The sequence below is a fragment of the Leptospiraceae bacterium genome (genome assembly GCA_016708435.1).
Classification (GTDB): domain Bacteria; phylum Spirochaetota; class Leptospiria; order Leptospirales; family Leptospiraceae; genus UBA2033.
This window is the reverse complement of sequence record JADJFV010000004.1, coordinates 1-17,750: the sequence shown is the minus strand read 5'-3', so window position 1 is coordinate 17,750 and position 17,750 is coordinate 1. Positions and strand designations below refer to the sequence as shown.

Genomic DNA, 17,750 nt, shown 5'->3' with positions numbered 1-17,750 from the left:
GTTCTTTTTGTTTTCCTTTTTGGATTATTTTTTTCCTAAATCTTCGATCCCTTCCCAGTCAGGAGTTATTCCGTGGTTTTTAAAAATGTTTTCCTAATTGTATCTAAGAGTTCCATAATACCATAATTACCCTTCGTTAGATACCCGTCATGTGGAAGCGACTCAGCTCGTTTTGCATTTTCATTATTGCCCGGGTAGGCAGAATGGAAAATTATTTTCATTTGTGGATATTTTGTTTTTAAAAGAGAGAAAATTTCTATTCCATCTTGATAAGCAATTTTAATATCGAGTAATGCAACATTTATATTTGAAAATTTTTTTTCAATTGTCTCTTCATATGACTTGAAGACTAATAACTCGTATTCTCTCTTTAATATAACAGTAAGTGCATCAATCACGTCTTGGTTGTCATCAATGATAAGAAGCGGTTTTTTGTTTGAAACATCTTCGCCTTTGCTATCAGCTATCGAATTAAAAATGCTTTCTAACTGGCTAATCATAATTTACCTCCTATTGGAAGAGTTGCTGTAAATGTTGTTCCCTTACCTAGCTCCGATGAGACTTCTATTTTTCCATTGTAGAGAGTGACGATTTTTTTGACTACACCTAAACCAAGACCAGTTCCAGAATCTGGTTTAGTTGAAAAAAATGCATCGTAGATTCTTCCAATGTGTTCTGGGAGAAATTCCAATACCGTTATCTGTTACTTCTACTATATAATTATAGCCTGTTTTCTCTGCTTTGATATTTATTCTCTTTTCCCGTGTATCTGTAATATTCTTATCAATCAATGCATCCTTTGCATTTAGCAAAAGATTCTTAAAGACCGATTCAAAATGCGAATCTAACCCCTGCAAAATTACTTTTTCATTTGGCAGATTGAGGCTAATATTTATTTTGTGCTCAATCCAGTTTTTCTCGTAATCTTCCACAAGACTTTCAAGAAGATGATTTATATCCACCTCGCTTTTTCCTACTTGCTCATTTCCAACCTTTGCATAATCCATAATCTGCTGTGTAATTAACAAGCCTTTGGAAATTGATTTGTAAATCATATTGAGGCTATTTTCCATTTGCTCTTCGTTTTCAAAGATTACTTTCATCTCTTTAAGCGCAGAATTTAAAGTATCCTCTGAAATTTTATCTTTTATGAGTAGGTAGATTTCTTTTAGCTTTCTACTATTTGCTAAACTCAAACTTTCGAATGGCGCTGATCCATCTTGACCTAATACATGTTGAATAACTAATTTAGGACCTACAAGAGCATTTCTCATTTCGTGAGCAAACCCACCGGCTAATTGTTTCTCTGTTGTCTCTTTTTCTAGAACAAGAATTTTCTCATGAGCTTGTTCTAATTGTTTTGTTCTTTGCGCAACTTTATCTTCGAGGCTAGCGTAGAGAGTTGCATTTTCAAGGGAAATCGCAACTTGAGAGGATAATAGCTGTAATACTTCTAAACGTTCTCTAGTGAATACACCGCTTATTGCATTATTCTCCAAATACAAAATGCCTAGAATTTTTCCATGATGTAAAATTGGTGAGGACAATACTGACTTTGGATTGTTATGCGTGAAATAAGGATCCAAAATATAATTGTTATCTTGTGTTGCATTTTCAATTACTACAGACTCTCTTGTTCGAGCCACATATTGTATAATAGAGAGAGGCACTTTTAATATACCTGTTTCGATTGACCTAACAGGCATAGACTGCAATACGGTAACTTTTTTTTGGTCAGATTTTCCCTCTGCTTCTATGACCCAGTTCTCATTTTTTTCTTGTAGCAAATAGCCATTTTGCGCTCCAGCATTTTCAATTACGATATGCATCATGTTTTTTAAAAGTTCTTCAATAACAATTTCTTGCGAAATGGACTGAGAAGCTTTCATTACTGAAACCAAATCTAAGTTATTTGATGAACTATCAAGAGTAGAGTTAATTGAGTCTTTTATTAATATTTTGCTGAAATTTGTTTTTACCTTTTTTGCTAACAAATGACCATATTTATTTTCAAGCTGATTAACTTTATTACCTGCACCCCAAAGTCTATAGAGATGGTATGCTTTATTTAAAAGGATTTGTCCAAATTCTTCTTTATCTTTTTGTAACCAGAATCGCGCATAAAGCTCATTAGCCAAAGCTTCTTCTTGTAAAAATTCATTTTCTTTAGCTAACTTTGCAGCTTTATCATAATATTCGATTGCTCGTAAATCTTCTCCTAGGATACGGGATTTTTCTGCTTCTACTAGATAAAATTTGTGCAGACAGTTTGACGGACAGTGGTCAGCCCATGCTTTTATCTTAGTCTGGTTCGATGTTACTTTAGCTAGAATTGCTTCTTTTGATTCTGCTTGTGGATACTTGGCAATTTGCGTTAGAGAGTCATAGAAAAAATATAGAGGTATATATTGAGAAGCCGGTAAACCTGCTAAGTATCTCTCTGTCAACTCAGAAAACTTAAGAGCAGTATCATACTCTTCCATTAAAAAACTTAAAACAAGTTTATGAAAGTAGATGGTGCAGAATCCGGTATTGTCATTTGCTTTTTCATGAATCGGTAACATTTTATCTTCATCATATGCATCACCAATTAATTTCCATGGCTCTAAGGTTATGTTTGCTAAATTGAGTAATGATTGAAGAAAAATAGAAATAAAACGAAAGGCTGATTCTTGTTTTATTTCTCGGATGGCTAGCCTATATTTTATTGTTTCCTTTATTACTTTTGGTAATTCATGACCTGCAAAATAAGAATGTGCATTATACATCCAACCAGCATGACTTGCAAATTCAAAATCTCCGACTACCATTCCTAATTGGTTTACTTCTAGTAGGGGTTTAATTGTATTTACCCCCGGTTCTTTCCAATGACGAACAAAAACATTGACTGTGTAAACAGTATAAGGTTTATACTCTTCTGCCTTAAAACGATCAATTAAATTTAAAGCTAGTTGTCCAAATTGATACCCTGAATCTATATCACCTACAATCCCACAAAGAACTAGACCATAGCAAGAATACGCAATCGCAGAGGTTGAAGTATTACCATATTTCAATGACAATTGAAGCATGGTAAAGACTAAGATTGGAAATAGTCCCGGGTCTACTTGATAACAACACGAAAAAATTAATTTCATAATTCGCATAGCTGCAATATTTTCAATATTAGTCATTGTGGGTAATTCTAATAAGTCGCTGATTTTATATGCCGCTAGCGCTTGCATAATCTCACCCAAGCCTTTTCCTATTATCTCCTGGCTCGGATTTTGAGAAAGTTCAATACCTAAAATTTTAAGTATTTGCAAGGCGATTTTAATTGCCAATGTCATATCATGCTGAGCGATCGCTGATAGAATTTTTATTTCATAAATTTTGGCTTGGTCTATTAAAGGAATTTCTTTTGCTAATATTGTCTCTAAAAGATTTTCCATCCTTTCAAAATGTCCGGATAGATAAGCTGTTTCAGTAGCTTCCATATAAACTTTTTTCGTCAGGTCAAATTGACTCACCCAGGAATCTTCGATTAATAAGCTGATTGCATTTTGTGCATAACTGAATGCGGGTTCAAATGCAGCAGAAAGCTTAGCTTTTTTTGCAACCGAGAGGTTTAATTCAATTAGCCTCTCTTTCTCATTTTTATCAGATATTAAATCTTTTCCTAAATTCAAATGGTTTACGATGTCAAATAGATTCTCTTCTTGTAACTCATCTGACATTTTAATGAGTAGTAACCTTCCTACTCCTAAATGAACTTTTTTTCTTTCTTCTTCGGCTATTAGAGAGTATGCGGCTTGTTGCACCCTATCATGTAGAAAGCGGTATTGAGGAATGATTGAATCAATTTCTACATTATCTGAGTTGTGACCAATTAACTTATAGGTTTCTGTTAATGGAATAATGAATCCTTCTTTTAGCGCGTCCCATAATTCTACCGCAGTGCGAGAAAGTGATTTTTCATTTACAGTTGCCAATGTTCTTAAGTCAAATTGATTTCCAATACAAGCGGATAAACGAAGAACATTCTGAGTAATGTCTGGCAATTTCCTGATTCTATTTGCCATGAGATCTACTACGTTATCCGTTATCTGCTTGCTTTGAATTTCTTTAATATTCCAATTCCATTTTTTATTACTTAGATCAAATGAAATAAATTTTTCCTGATACAAAGTAGATAAGAATTGATTTAAGAAAAATGGGTTTCCCTGTGTTTTTTCAAAGCATAATTTAGCTAATGGGGCTGACTCTTCATCGGAGATTAATAGAGTTTCGGATATAATTTGTTTGCAATGGGTTAAATTGAGAGGAGAGAGAGTAATGGTATTAACCGTTACTTTTTTATTTTTAATTTCCTCTAAGGTTGCAAGCAATGGATGAGTTGGTTCTACTTCATTGTCTCGATAAGCTCCTACTATAAGAAGATTAAAAATTTCTGTATCTGTTATAATGAGTTCTAATAATTGAAGAGTTGGTAAATCAGTCCAATGTAAATCATCTAAAAAAATCACAAGAGGATTTTTCCCTGAAGCGAATACCCTTACAAAATTTCGAAACATTACATTGAAGCGGTTTCTAGATTCTTCTGGAGATAGAACACGGGCAGATGGTTGTTTGCCTATAATTAATTCCACTTCTGGTATTACGTCTGTAATGACAGATGCATTTTGACCCAATGCATTTAATATTGTTTCTTTTCTAACGGCTAACTCCTCTTTGCTTTCCGTTAAAATCTGTTTTACTAATTCTTGAAAAGCTTGAATGAGTGATACATAAGGAATTTTTCTTTTGTATTGATCAAACTTTCCATTGATAAAAATTCCCTTTTTTTGCACAATGGGCTTATATATTTCTTTTACGATAGATGACTTTCCAATTCCAGAATAGCCACTAATCAGTATTATCTCCTTTGTATTATTCTTTATTCTATCAAAGGCATTCATCAATGTTTCTACTTCTTTTTCTCGACCGTAGAGCTTTTGAGGAATTTCGAATTTATCGGAAATATCATTTGCACCAATCCGTAAGGACAGTTCGCGACCTGTCCCTACGGATTCGATATTTTCCAGGCACCATTTTAAATCATAAACCAGACCAGAAGCACTCTGATATCTTTTTTCTGCTGTCTTTGCCATTAGCCGCAAAATGATTTTTGATAGTATCTCTGGAATTTTTTTGTTTAGTTCATGTGGAGGAGTTGGATCTTTTGCGATATGGCTATGGACTATCTCCATGGCATCATGACCGATAAACGGAACTTGTCCGGTGAGCATGTGATATAAAGTAGCACCTAATGAGTATAAGTCAGTCCTGTAGTCAACAGATCTATTCATGCGACCTGTTTGTTCGGGTGACATATAGTTAAGAGTGCCTTCTAATACATTTAAATTCTGTAAACTGGTTGTTTCATGAGAAAGTTCGGAAGAAATTCCGAAATCAATTATTTTTACCTTTCCCGTTTTCAGATTCCATACAATGTTGAAAGGATTGATATCTTTATGGATGATTTTATTCTTATGCACATTTCCCAAACTTTCGGCAATCGAAATTGCAATGGGTAAAACCTCGTTAACCGCAAAAGTATTTGAACTCAAAAAATTTGCAATCGAATCTCCTTCGAAATATTCCAAAACAATGATGTAGGTATTTTGGTATTTAAGGAGTTCGTAGACTTTAATTATACCTTCTTCCTGTAGGCTACGAGTGATTTCAAATTCTCTTTTAAATCGAGCAATTTCTTCTGGAGTAGGAAATTCTTTTCTGAGTTGTTTCAGAACAAATTTTTGCCCAATGTTGCCATTATCCACGACTTCTTTTTTTGCAAGATAAAGAGTTGAATTTGCACTATGATAGATTTCTTTTTCTATTTGATAATTTAAAATTTTATGCATGGGATACCTTTATATACTGATACTATTTGGAGTCATTGAGAGAAGTTGGAATGGATATGGAATTGGGAGTCACATTTTGGGGTAATGTCGGATAAATAGTATTCAGTGTTTTTGAAGTCATTTTTATTCCTATGTGAAATGTTAATAACAATAATCTCTAAGTTTTAAGTAAGATTAAATCTATTTGAATTTCTTGATTATGCGAACTGAATTCCCTTTTTCGTTGTAAACAATAGAGTCTAGAAATATTTTTGACATTGCGATACCGCGACCATGACCAAGGATTCCATTTGTGTCATCATTCATAGATCGTGCTAACATTTTTTCGTGGTCGAAGCCATCCCCTTCATCGGTAATGATTACTTCCATTTTTTCTGGTGTTAAAGAGGATTCCACTGTTATCCGCTTCTTAGAGTTTATGAGGCTTTTTTGTCGATCCATTAGAATCTGAATATAAGTTCCATTTATTAGAGATTCTGATTTTTCTTCAAAGGTGATTCCTAAGTTGCCATGTTCCATTGCGTTAATTATTAATTCTCTTACGCAAAGTTTTAAATTCATAAAAGTTTCTTGATCACAATACTTAGAGGCGTAACTAGCCAATCTTTGCGAAACAATGTCCACATGAGTCAGGTAGTTACTGAGTTTATAAACTTGTGTTTCCGATTCACAGATGCGTTGTAAAATATCTTCTTCTACAGTCGATGCTGTGCCAATGATAAGAAATCCATTTTCATGCAAAATATATTTTAGTTTTACATGCATTTCTTTTGGCTCTCCAAACTTTGTAACAAAATCACAATTAAACGAAATAACGTTATTCGAAAGACTCAACTCTTGCAACTTCTCATCTAAAATTTCACCGTTGGCGGAATTAGATTTATAGGCTAAATTTACAATGCTTGTGTTTAGAATTTCTTCTATTGGGTATCTTAGAATTTGCGTAACTGAATGGTTAATAGAGATTATCCTCCCTTGCTCATCTAAAGCAAAAATTATATCAAGAGAATTTTCAACGAGGTCTCTGTATTGTTTTTCCGATTTTTCCAATTCTTTTACAAGAGTTGCATTTCGATTGATCTGGAAAAAATAATCGACAGCACTTTCGATTGTATCTAAAAGTTTTTTGCTCTCGCCTTCTTTTACAACATAGCCGAAGGGGCGATAGTCATTTATGATTTCATATGGGTCTTTTAAATCCTGGTAAGCAGAATGAAAGATGATAGGGAGATAAAGTTTTTTCTTTTTTATTTCTATGAATGTTTCAAATCCATTTTTGCCTTCCATTTTTATATCTAGAATCACTGCAAAAAAAGGAAGGTTTACTTTTTCAATGGCTTCATTCCCATTGGCACAAAGTATTAAATCGTATTTTTTCCCAAGTGTAATTTTTAAAGCTTCTCTTACATTTGCATCATCGTCTACGATTAGAATCAATGGTTTGGCTGGAGAATTTTCTACTTTATTAAATTCTAAGTTTATTGTGTGAATGGATTCAATTTCTGTCATTGGATTCTCTGGGCTAATTTCTTTTCGAAAAATGGCAAATTCATCTTCCTTATTTGAATGAACTAGTTGTTTGTTTTCTATTTCTTCTGGTATCATAGGAATTCGTTCGCCTATTCGTAAAATTACAGTTTATGGAAAATTTTACTGAACTTCTGCATTGCAATAGAAGCGGCAACTTCTTAGTATCTCATAGGCGTAAAAAATCTAGAAGCCATGATTTACCTATGCATATATAGGAATAAGCTAGCTTCTATGAATGTCAAACTTTTTTCTAAAAACTGAGGGGAACTTGAAAAATTCCTTATAACTTAGAAGGAAGAAAAATTCTGATTGTAGATAGTTTGCTTTTATTTTTAGTGTTTGATGTATAGAAAAAAGGCAGGAGTTAAAATGGAAAAATTTTGGAATACATTGGCTTCTTTATTTAAAAAAGGATTTGCCAGTCTTCAATTCATATCGATTATCGCATGGCTATTGTTGTGGTATGTAATTACAACTTGGCTAGTTTTAGGAACACTTAGTTCGCACCAATTTCAGCAGCGGCTAACAAACGTTGTCGACAAACAAACAAAGAAAAACTATTCCGTGCCAGCGCTTCTTCGTCTATCCAATCAATACGAAAAGAATCAAATTAAGATCAAAGAAATTAAAGCTCGTATTTACGAACTTCTAAAGAAATTGGAACAGTCAGATAGAAAATTGACAGTATTGAAAGCAGAGCGAACCACTTATGTATCTAATTTTACAGAACTAGCAAATACTCTCAAGCTAGAATTCAAAGATGTAAAAACTCAATATGCTAATTTATTAAACCAAGCACAACCTAAAGATGCAAAGGATGCACCGCCGATTAATACCAATACTCCGACAACAGCAACACCGCCTGGAAGCATTAACAGCCCCGACAAAGTATTACAGATATTAGCCGATAAACATGAAGAAAATTTAAAAACATTAGACAAATTAATTACAAGTTTAGAAAATAATCAGAAGAATCTAGCTCAATCAGAAAAGGAAATTTCAGATCTCTTAAGAGGTCTTTTACAAGCAGTAGAAGAATTAGAAGTTGCAGAAGTAGAAGAGACAAAGATGGACAATGATGAACTAAGAGATTTCTTAGTTGAGCTTCGCTACTTAACCAAACTTAGATTCGATATTTTAGCAACTATGCCAGCGCAGCTACTCACTCTTATCCTCACTCTTTCGATGGGTTCTCTCGGCAGTGTCATTTTTCTCACTAGAGAATTATTCAGAACAGACGAAAAGCATTCTATCAATTGGTATATTTTTCGTCCTTTTCTTGGGATGGTAACAGCGATTGCAATTTTTGTTTTAGCAAAATCAGGTCAGTTAGTCATCTCCGATGGAGGTAATGATTCAAGCAAAATGGCTGAGACTCTCAATCCATTTTTTATTTCTTTTCTCGCCATTATCTCAGGTGTTTTATCAGAACAAGCCTATGAGAAAATTCATAACACCGGCAAATCGTTCTTTCGCGCTGGTATCGGTGAAAATGCAAGATGGGGTGTGCACCTTAGAAAAATTATGGAATCACAAAATAAAACTGTTGCAGAGGCAGCGAAATATTTAAGTCAATCCAACGAAGTAATCCAAGACTGGATGGATGAACAAGCCCAAGTCCCTGAAGAAGCGCAAAAAATCCTTTCTGCTTGGCTAGGAAAACCGGGGAGAGAAATATTTAGCGACCAATCACCAGTCGCCTTAAGAAAAGAACCATGATAGCAATAGAATTAAAAAATGTAACAAAACAATTCAAAGAATTAACCGCTGTAAATAATCTCAGTGTTAAGATTAAACGCGGGGAATACGTTGCCTTGCTCGGACCAAATGGTGCGGGCAAAACAACGTTAGTCGAAATGATCGAAGGAATACAATCTCCTGATTTAGGAGAAATTCATATACTCGGAAAGGGATGGAAGGGCAATGAATCCGAACTTAAAAATAAGCTTGGATTTTCTCTACAAGAAACCCATTTCATTCCAAAACTCACAGTCGAAGAAACAGTTAAACTCTTTTCTAGTTTCTACACAAAGAAAGATAAGGCTTCTGAAATTTTAAGTATTACAGGCTTAGAAGCCAAAAAGAAATCCTATGTAGAAAATCTTTCCGGTGGACAAAGACAAAAGCTTGCTCTAAGTATTGCGCTCATTCATGATCCAGAAATTTTAATTTTAGATGAGCCTACGACTGGTCTTGATCCAACGGCTCGGAGGGAAATATGGAATATCCTCTCAGAGCTAAAAAAGAAATCGACGACTCTTATACTAACCACACACTATATGGAAGAAGCAGAATATCTATGCGATAGAATTCTAATTATGAACCAAGGAAAATTCATCGCCCAGGGAAGTCTCGAAAGTCTTCTTGCGGAATACAAATTAGGAGAGATAATCGAGTTTAGCTTCTCTCAAAAAAATCAAGACTTTATTCTAAAAAAATTCGCCGGACTAAAAGAATTCAAATGGGACAAGGAAAGCGGCAAAGGACAATTAGTCGTTCAAGACATTGTAAAAGCAATGCCGATTCTACTCGACAAAATTAAACAGGAAAAACTAAAATTGGAAAACTTTGAATGCAGAAAAATGACCCTAGATGATTTATTTCTATCTATGACAGGGAGAAGACTTGATGCTTAATACCATTTACCAACTAGTAACCGCTGAGTTCAAAGAGTTTTATCGCAATCCCGGAATTTTATTCTGGGCACTTGGCTTTCCTCTTATCATTGCAACGATTTTAGGATTTGCATTTACAAAAAAACAAGAAGTCAATCGCAATGTAGGAGTCATCGTCACCGACTCAAATACTTCCCTGATTCAAGCCTTACAAAATAAAGTTCCGGATAACGAGAGTTATACTAAGTTCACGTTTATTCCTTATAGCTTGGAAGAAGCAAAGATAGCGATGAAGCGCGGGATAATTTCTCTCTACATGGAAAAGATATCGAAAGAATATAAATACTATTTTGATTCCAACAATAGCGAAAGTCATTTAACCTATTTGCTATTGGATAGAATGCTTTCAGGAATTAAAAACACAAAGGATCAAGTGAATCATCTATCTAACAAAGGAGACCGTTATATTGATTTTCTAATACCTGGACTTCTTGCCTTGGGGATAATGAACTCTTGCCTCTGGGGCACAGCTTGGACGCTCATGGATATGCGAAGTAAAAAGCTTTTACGCCGTCTCATATCAACTCCTCTCCCAAAGCCAATCTTTTTATTATCTCACTTCCTTTCGCGCTCTGTTTTGAGTGGGATAGAATATCTTTTACTGATGACATTTGCCTATTTTACTTTTCATGTAGAGGTTCAAGGAAGTATCTTAGGACTTTTTGTTTTATTTTTGAGTGGGACTTTTGCCTTTAGCGGTATAGCAATCTTTGCCTCATCTAGAGCCAGCAATTCACAGATTGCGAATGGTGTAATTAATGCAATATCCTTCCCAATGATGATGATGTCTGGAATTTTCTTCTCCTATCACAATTTCCCTGATTGGGCAACATCTATTATCCGCTTTTTTCCTTTAACTTTATTAGCTGATTCAGTGCGTGCCATTTTCATTGAGGGAGCAGGACTTAATCTTGTAATAGGTCCGTCGCTCATCTTAGTTGCAGTGGGATTTTTATTTTTCGGAATCGGTTTGAAGATTTATAAATGGGATTGATTTTAGATGAGCAAAGTAAATTTATCAAGATTTATTTTTCAGGCAAACATTCTCTGTCTTCTATTTATTTTTCTTTTGCCATTAGCCGCACAGGAAAATCAAGACAAGAAGCCAGAGCCTGTCCCTGAAAAAAAAGAAACGTCTTCTAAGAATCCACATTTAGCAGCACTGCTTGGAATCGTTCCCGGTGTAGGACAAGCCTATGTGGGTAATATCTATTCTGCTGGAATTCAAGCCGGAACTTTTGTAAGTCTATACAACCTAGAAAGAAATTACAGAAGTCAGCCTGATTATATTAATTTCAAAGATAGAGAAGTTAAATTTGATTTGGCAGATGCAGTGGTTGGTTATCAATTCCAAAAGAATGGCTGGGTATACAATGATTTGCCTTTCAAAGCTGCGGTTCAAAATAATGAAGCATATGAAGGATTAAGTTTTTCCTTTTTTTCTGAAACAAAGTATGATAGAGATTTAAGATTATGGAAAGAACACCAATTAGCCGAAGAAAATACATTTGTAAAATATGGAAATTACTCTCGCACAAGTAGAAACACCGTTAATGCGGATATGCTGAATAATCCGATTTTATCCACAATGATGTATTCTGTTTACTCTGCCTACAGAGATGCAGGGGCGATGGGAGAAGAAAAAAAATCCGAGACCATTAATCAACTTGCATTTTCCCCGTTTAATCCAGACATTTTAAAACGACCGGAAGTATTTATTCCAATCACTATCATGGCAGGAATATTTGGAATTGGAGCCAAAAGCGGTGATCCAATATTAGTCCCTTCAAGCGTTAAGCGCGATGGTTCTCTTTACCTAAAAGGTTTTGTTGATGGAATCTCGCCCGGAATTGGCGAAGAAGCTTTTTTTCGTGGGTATCTAAATCATTCTCTTAGCACAAATTACGGACCCGTAGCCGGCATTGGAACTTCTTCTTTGCTTTTCATGCTAGCGCATGAGGGAAATGCAGATGCAACTTCAGGAAGACCAGCCCGATTACTCGCCGGTATTTATTTAGGCTGGCTTCACTATAAAAGCGGTTATGATATTCGACCTGGAACAGCAGTTCATTTCTGGAATAATTTTTTAATCAGCTTAGCAGCGATGTCGCAATACAAAGCAGATCCGAATTATGATAAGGGGCAAAGAGATGTATACTTCATGCCGGTTCAGTTTACTTTTACAATGTAGGAAAAAAATGAAGACTGCGTATTTATTTCTGATTAATTTAATTTTAATTCTTTTTCTATTCTCTTGTGATCTGCCTGAACCGACTACAGAGTCAGAAGACAATGTAAATCTAGGCTATGCGATTGCATTTAAGGCAAGTGAGTGTGGAAATTACCCCCGTTATCCGCTTTACATAGCAGGTGGGAATGCGAAACCTACAAAGAAGGATGTGCAGGCTTGCAGTCTTACAATCATTCAGCAAGCTTGTCCCTTTAAGGATTATCCCTATTATTGCTTAAAGCTATTTAAAAACTATGGAATCAAAACTCCACTCAGTGAAAAAGAGAAATAAACCTATGAAAGTATTCCTCACCGCTATCTGTATTTTCCTTTTCAGTTGCAATGTGTTTAACAAGGATAATCCCCAAGACTTATTTGGACTTATATTTACTGATGGAGGAAAGAAAAGTCCCAGGATTGTTTTTCAAAAAGAGGTAAATCTTGATTTAACGCAGGAGAATGAATTCTTCTATATTGTTCGAAATGGAAATGAAGAAATTCTAGTAGTATTAGATCACACAAAGAAGACGCTTTTATTCAAACAGGTTTTCACCCTTTTAAACATTGGTCCAATTGTGTATGACCCTGCAAAGAATAAATGGATTGCAAGCTCTGCCGAAATGAAGCCCGATTCTCTTTACATAATCAAAAGCCTACTCTTTACGAGGCTAGTAGGCGACTCCTATGATTCTATCTTCTTAGAAGTTCTTTCAGAAGAGCCACCACTCGAATTGTTTTCTGTTCCTCTCATCTATAAAAATTATAAACTGGTCCTAGATGGATTTACTCTATTCAAAGAAACGCAACTTCTAAAAGAATTAAATCGCGTTCCCGTCTCTTATATACCCGACAAGAAAGGCATACGCGTATTATCCACAAAACCAGCCTTTGATAAGTTTTATAGTTTAGAGTAAGATGCAGTGTGTTACAACATCAACCCATAAACTTTCTTTTTACTGCTCTACCTACAATTCTTATTTTATCATTCAAAGGAAATTAATATATTTTTCTAGGGCTTTTCTTTCGTGAATAAATTTGCTGTATACTTCTCGTATAATTCAAATAGAAACTCCATTCGCTTCGCTTCCGTAGTGAAAGGTTGCGAACGATAAGCGTTATCCACTGCTTTATCTAGTTCTTGGTGTGCCTTTGATAATTTGGGTGGCATTAAACTTGCATCATATAAATCAGCAAGAGAGCTATTTGGAAATTCCATTCGAATATCTAAAATTTTTTGTGCAGCATTCTATTGTCTTAACTTGCTTCTCCGTTGATCGATTGGCCATGGATAATTATTGTATACTATATCTTTTGAATATCTAAAGTCACTTTAGTCTGCCACAAGTATATTTAACCCAAGCCATATGCATCAATGAATTTAAAAATTCCAAAATGAAAGAGTTTGCCATCAAAATAGTCATACAGGTATCACCTGCTATATAATTTTGTCAAAGAATCCCATTGAATGTATTTTCTATTTTCTGAGGATACTGTGGTATAACTATAAAGTATCAGGGTTGTTTTATCACGGAACAAAGTAGTCGTTGACGCCTAACTTTGAGTTTCCTTACCTGACTTTTTTCTCTTAAAGTCTTTAACTTTTTTACTCTTTCGAATACAAGTGGCAATGCTTTAATTTCTTCTGGTTTCGCATCCTTAACCACAAGCAATATTTATTTTCCCCATTAATAAACTCCTTTGCTCCTAAAACTTTTTAATGAATTTATTAGCATTAGGCTCTTTTTGTTATAAACTCTTCATATTGAGCTTGATCGAAAAGAAAATGACCACCATCATAAGGAGAATTTCCTCTTTTAATCTCAAGAACATTTGATAATGTTTTTGATAAAAACTAGGCAAACCAAAATCTTTTCCTTCAAACAAATACGGACTAATATTCTTAGCTGCTATTTCGTGAGGCTCTCCTTTTATATCTTCGTATTCAAATATCTTTTTATTGTTTATATCAAAATTCGCAAATCCAATTACAACGACATGAACTGCTGCGTTGCCCTTAGCCTCATTACTCCAATTAAATGTTTTATGTGCAAAGTGAATTTTAATTTTATACTTATTAAACAATTCATTCCAAAGAATTCCGACCTGTTCTCCTTGCGAAATAGAATTGGTCGAAACAAAAGCCACTTTAATTTTCGTATTCTGAATATACCTTGCTGCTTTTAAATACCAAGCCGTTACATAATCCAAAACACCAAAGCCATCTACATTTGCAAAAATAAAGCTCATATCTTCTTTTTGTCGCGAGTTTTGTAATTGCTGACCAATAAAGGGAGGATTTCCAAGAATATAGGAATAATTCATTTCTTCTATTTTGCCAGCAACTTCCTTTCGTCCCATATCATAAAAGTAAGTCTCTACAATTCGTGGTTTAATCAATGTTATCCAATCAATTTCCAAAGCATTTCCATTAATTATATTAGCCGCTTTTGTAAGTGGAAGTCTTAAATAGTATTTACCAAATTGTTCTCCTAGCTTTCGATTCATCTGATGATCGATTAGCCACATTGCTACCTCAGCAACTCTTGCAGGAAATTCTACACCTTTAATTCCATACATTTGGTTCTACATTTAAAAAGTGCTACTGTCTTTATATCAGTAAACTGCTCGCCTTTATTTAAAATTTTTAAAATTTCAATTTCCAGTAATCGAATTTCTGTATGTGATTACTAAGAAGTTGCTGCAAACTACAGGTTGGGTCTAAAACTTTAAGCCTCCTAGTTTCTTATGAAAGTCTATCAGCTTTATTTCGATTACTCCTTACAGGTCTCAAATTCTTCCCATAGTTCATCTAAGAACAATGGCTTAATTAATTTGAGAATATTTTCTTCACTGGTGTAATGTGCACCTAAGTTTCTGCGCTCCGTTGGATTCATTACAGATTGAAACATTGAACCAAAGATCGCAGGTGAAATCAAACTCCAATCTAGATAACAACAATCAAGCAATGCCTTTCTCATTTTTGAATCAAAACTTGCAGTCGGTAATACTTCTTCAAATAATTTTCCATTCACATAAGGAAATTCATTTAACTGTGCATCAATGTTTTTAAAACGTTTTGTTTTATCTGTATTTAGAACTTGAAATAATTCATGTAGCTTGCTGCCAAATCAGGAGCCATCTTCGTTTGTCCGCTTCTCAATATACAATTGAAATGCTTGCGGAGGAAAAATAGTAGTATCCTCTGCAAATAAACAAAACAAAACTCTACTCAAATACACTTCCAATGGATGACCTTCATATCCAATGTCTTTTAAACGATCATGAATTTTCCCTATTAACTCAGCAGCTTTGATATTTACAGGGTCTTGTTCTTTATAGCTTATCTTTTCATAGCCTGTTAGAAAACTAAAATGTTGAAGGTTATCAATTAACTCGTTTAGTTTAAACTCATGTGTAACTTCTTCTATTAAATCATGTAAGCGAAAAATTTCAAAGTCAGAAACTAAAATGTATTTAGGGAGTTCTTCTTGTTTTACTTTTTGTAAGTAGTCTTTTGCTTGCTGAAATGCTTTGTCTAGGTCTTGCCTTTGACTCCTTTCATTTCTCAAGCATTGTTCCTTCCAAAATAAACGGATATAGCCATCAGGTCATTTAATTTTTTACTTCCAGTTCAAATGTAGCTACTTTCTTGCGGGTAATACCGAATACGTGAAAAAAAGCATCTAAGAAAGACTTTGCATCCGCTTCTTCGCTTCGAGTTCCTGCCCATTCTTTAGAAAAGTCTACTGCCCTTTCTGATTTCATTTAGATTAATTGACATTTATAGTAATCTCGGCTATTCAGAATTAAGCGTCAATTCTAAAAAAAATTAATGAGAGTAAATGTAATCATAAGGGCAAAATCCATTCTGACTTATTTTTGTCTTAACCCATAAATTTTCTTTTTACTGCTCTACCTACAATTCTTAATTTATCATTCAAAGGAAATCCTGATACGACTTTTGACTACTCCTTTGTGAATCTTGTCTTTTGAACAATCAATTTTACATTGACATGATCCGGTTTTCCCTTCTTTCGAAATTTTTAATGCGTCTTGGATGATGGATTCGATTTCTTCTTTGAGTTTGATTTCTCTGAACTCAGCGCCTACCGTTTTTGCAAGTCCATCTAATTGAATATCAGCCAATACAGTGCATGTTTTTCGATTGTATGGAATTTCTTGACCTTGGGCTATTTGCGATAATCTCGCCAACGTTAAATACAAAGTAGACGGACACTTCGAGTCTAAGTTTAGACGCAGTGATGATCTCCATGCAAGTCATGAGAAAAGCTCCATCGCCAACAATTCCAATTACTTGTTTTTCTGGATTCACTAATTTCGCGCCAATAGCGGCAGGCACACAGTAACCCATACAATTAAAATCTGTCGGACTGATTAAATGCTTAGAGCGATACGTTGGAAATAATTCTGCAACTAAGAAAGTATGATTTCCATCATCGACAACAGTGATTGCATCATCGTTTAGATTCTTGCGAAGAGATTCAAAAAAATCAATTGGATTAATTCGATTTGTGCTATGCGATTTCCATTCTTGGATATAAGACTTCTTATCCCTTTCAATTGATTTTGCAACAGAATAATTTTTCTTTGCGGGACTTAAAGCTTGCATTTCTTCTAAGATAGCTTGTAGAATTTCCTTCGAGTTTCCTTCGATAGCAATCTTTGCCGGATAATTCTTGTTAAACACAGTTGGATTTATATCTATATGAATTAAATTTTCAGGAACGTTAATTCCATAGCTTCCAGTTGGAATTTCACTAAACCTTGTTCCAACGGCTAAGAGGCAATCGCAATTTTCAAACGCATTTGTAGGAGCAGGAACAGCCGCTTCACTAAATCCCATTCCTGTATGAAGAGGATGATTAGCAGGAAATACGCTTAATCCCTGAAGAGTTGTCGAAACAGGAGATTGTAAATACTCTGCAATTTGAATGCTGATATCAGTGCAGCTCAGCACTCCAACTTAAAACATTCCTGGATTTTGATTTCTCTAAGTAATTCAGTTAAGTTTTCGGCAATATCACTACTAACTGTATCGTTTTTGTTCAATGGTTTGGAACAAAGTAAATTCCTGTTTCTCCTCGAACAATTGAATGTTCACAGGAATTTCATAATGAACACATGTCCGGGCTCTCCTGGAGACAGCGATAGAATAGGCTTCAAATATAGTTGAATAATATCTTGTGATCTCGGATTAAAAGTTTTAGTAATGCCTTCTAATAATTTGTAATGGTTCAGTTTGTAATTGAAAATGTCTTCCTGCCTTCCTGATGCATCCCAATCTGAATTACAAGAAGAGGGATCCTCTGCTCCAAAAGCTTCTCCTGATTCCACCTCCATCGCATGTGTGATGCTGGCAGCGGGGACGGTCACACCAGCGTCAACGAATCTGATGTTCTACTGATTGCC

Annotated in this window: 12 protein-coding genes and 1 pseudogene; 6 read left to right on the top strand and 7 right to left on the bottom strand. The window is 34.7% G+C overall.

The genetic code is table 11. The features are described from left to right. Positions 1-65: 65 nt before the first annotated feature. From IPH52_08320 to IPH52_08305, 4 genes are all read right to left on the bottom strand, one after another. Positions 66-500: a response regulator gene (locus tag IPH52_08320; GenBank protein ID MBK7055043.1), complete on the bottom strand. Its 435-nt coding sequence runs from the start codon at positions 498-500 to the stop codon at positions 66-68. Beyond that, on the bottom strand, positions 497-691 hold the full coding sequence (locus tag IPH52_08315; protein ID MBK7055042.1) for a hypothetical protein: 195 nt from the start codon (positions 689-691) through the stop codon (positions 497-499). The genes IPH52_08320 and IPH52_08315 overlap by 4 nt, the downstream gene beginning before the upstream one ends. Continuing rightward, the gene (locus IPH52_08310; protein ID MBK7055041.1) at positions 636-5,885 is read right to left on the bottom strand and encodes an AAA family ATPase; all 5,250 of its coding nucleotides are present in this window, start codon (positions 5,883-5,885) and stop codon (positions 636-638) included. The genes IPH52_08315 and IPH52_08310 overlap by 56 nt, the downstream gene beginning before the upstream one ends. A 180-nt stretch (positions 5,886-6,065) precedes the next feature. Beyond that, positions 6,066-7,490 (bottom strand): ATP-binding protein, encoded by a 1,425-nt coding sequence (locus IPH52_08305; protein ID MBK7055040.1) that lies wholly within the window; start codon positions 7,488-7,490, stop codon positions 6,066-6,068. A gap of 294 nt (positions 7,491-7,784) precedes the next feature. On the opposite strand from IPH52_08305, the gene IPH52_08300 reads away from it, so the two are divergent. From IPH52_08300 to IPH52_08275, 6 genes are read left to right on the top strand one after another with little or no spacing between them, the layout of a single operon-like run. Beyond that, positions 7,785-9,134, top strand: coding sequence for a hypothetical protein (locus tag IPH52_08300; GenBank protein MBK7055039.1), 1,350 nt, complete (start codon positions 7,785-7,787; stop codon positions 9,132-9,134). Next, positions 9,131-10,051, top strand: a complete 921-nt coding sequence (locus IPH52_08295; GenBank protein MBK7055038.1) for an ABC transporter ATP-binding protein — start codon at positions 9,131-9,133, stop codon at positions 10,049-10,051. The genes IPH52_08300 and IPH52_08295 overlap by 4 nt, the downstream gene beginning before the upstream one ends. After that, positions 10,044-11,084, top strand: a complete 1,041-nt coding sequence (locus tag IPH52_08290; protein ID MBK7055037.1) for an ABC transporter permease — start codon at positions 10,044-10,046, stop codon at positions 11,082-11,084. The genes IPH52_08295 and IPH52_08290 overlap by 8 nt, the downstream gene beginning before the upstream one ends. Positions 11,085-11,090: 6 nt before the next feature. Further along, positions 11,091-12,281 (top strand): CPBP family intramembrane metalloprotease, encoded by a 1,191-nt coding sequence (locus IPH52_08285; GenBank protein MBK7055036.1) that lies wholly within the window; start codon positions 11,091-11,093, stop codon positions 12,279-12,281. A gap of 7 nt (positions 12,282-12,288) precedes the next feature. Beyond that, a complete protein-coding gene (locus IPH52_08280) occupies positions 12,289-12,612 on the top strand; it encodes a hypothetical protein (GenBank protein MBK7055035.1) in 324 nt (107 codons plus the stop codon). 4 nt (positions 12,613-12,616) lie between these two features. Further along, a complete protein-coding gene (locus IPH52_08275; GenBank protein ID MBK7055034.1) occupies positions 12,617-13,234 on the top strand; it encodes a hypothetical protein in 618 nt (205 codons plus the stop codon). A gap of 95 nt (positions 13,235-13,329) precedes the next feature. Here the strand turns inward: IPH52_08275 and IPH52_08270 are convergent. From IPH52_08270 to IPH52_08260, 3 genes and pseudogenes are all read right to left on the bottom strand, one after another. Beyond that, positions 13,330-16,101 (bottom strand): annotated as a pseudogene (locus IPH52_08270) (class I SAM-dependent DNA methyltransferase). 152 nt (positions 16,102-16,253) lie between these two features. Continuing rightward, positions 16,254-16,466: a hypothetical protein gene (locus tag IPH52_08265; protein ID MBK7055033.1), complete on the bottom strand. Its 213-nt coding sequence runs from the start codon at positions 16,464-16,466 to the stop codon at positions 16,254-16,256. Continuing rightward, positions 16,459-17,298 carry a thiamine pyrophosphate-binding protein gene (locus IPH52_08260; protein ID MBK7055032.1) on the bottom strand — a complete coding sequence of 280 codons (840 nt, stop codon included), beginning with the start codon at positions 17,296-17,298 and terminating at the stop codon, positions 16,459-16,461. The genes IPH52_08265 and IPH52_08260 overlap by 8 nt, the downstream gene beginning before the upstream one ends. Positions 17,299-17,750 lie beyond the last annotated feature (452 nt).

What these genes read in the sequence shown, in the direction of transcription:
- IPH52_08320 (MBK7055043.1), bottom strand. Translation starts at nt 500, where the DNA reads ATGATTAGCCAGTTAGAAAGCATTTTTAATTCGATAGCTGATAGCAAA.
- IPH52_08310 (MBK7055041.1), bottom strand. Translation starts at nt 5,885, where the DNA reads ATGCATAAAATTTTAAATTATCAAATAGAAAAAGAAATCTATCATAGT.
- IPH52_08305 (MBK7055040.1), bottom strand. Translation starts at nt 7,490, where the DNA reads ATGATACCAGAAGAAATAGAAAACAAACAACTAGTTCATTCAAATAAG.
- IPH52_08300 (MBK7055039.1), top strand. Translation starts at nt 7,785, where the DNA reads ATGGAAAAATTTTGGAATACATTGGCTTCTTTATTTAAAAAAGGATTT.
- IPH52_08295 (MBK7055038.1), top strand. Translation starts at nt 9,131, where the DNA reads ATGATAGCAATAGAATTAAAAAATGTAACAAAACAATTCAAAGAATTA.
- IPH52_08290 (MBK7055037.1), top strand. Translation starts at nt 10,044, where the DNA reads ATGCTTAATACCATTTACCAACTAGTAACCGCTGAGTTCAAAGAGTTT.
- IPH52_08285 (MBK7055036.1), top strand. Translation starts at nt 11,091, where the DNA reads ATGAGCAAAGTAAATTTATCAAGATTTATTTTTCAGGCAAACATTCTC.
- IPH52_08280 (MBK7055035.1), top strand. Translation starts at nt 12,289, where the DNA reads ATGAAGACTGCGTATTTATTTCTGATTAATTTAATTTTAATTCTTTTT.
- IPH52_08275 (MBK7055034.1), top strand. Translation starts at nt 12,617, where the DNA reads ATGAAAGTATTCCTCACCGCTATCTGTATTTTCCTTTTCAGTTGCAAT.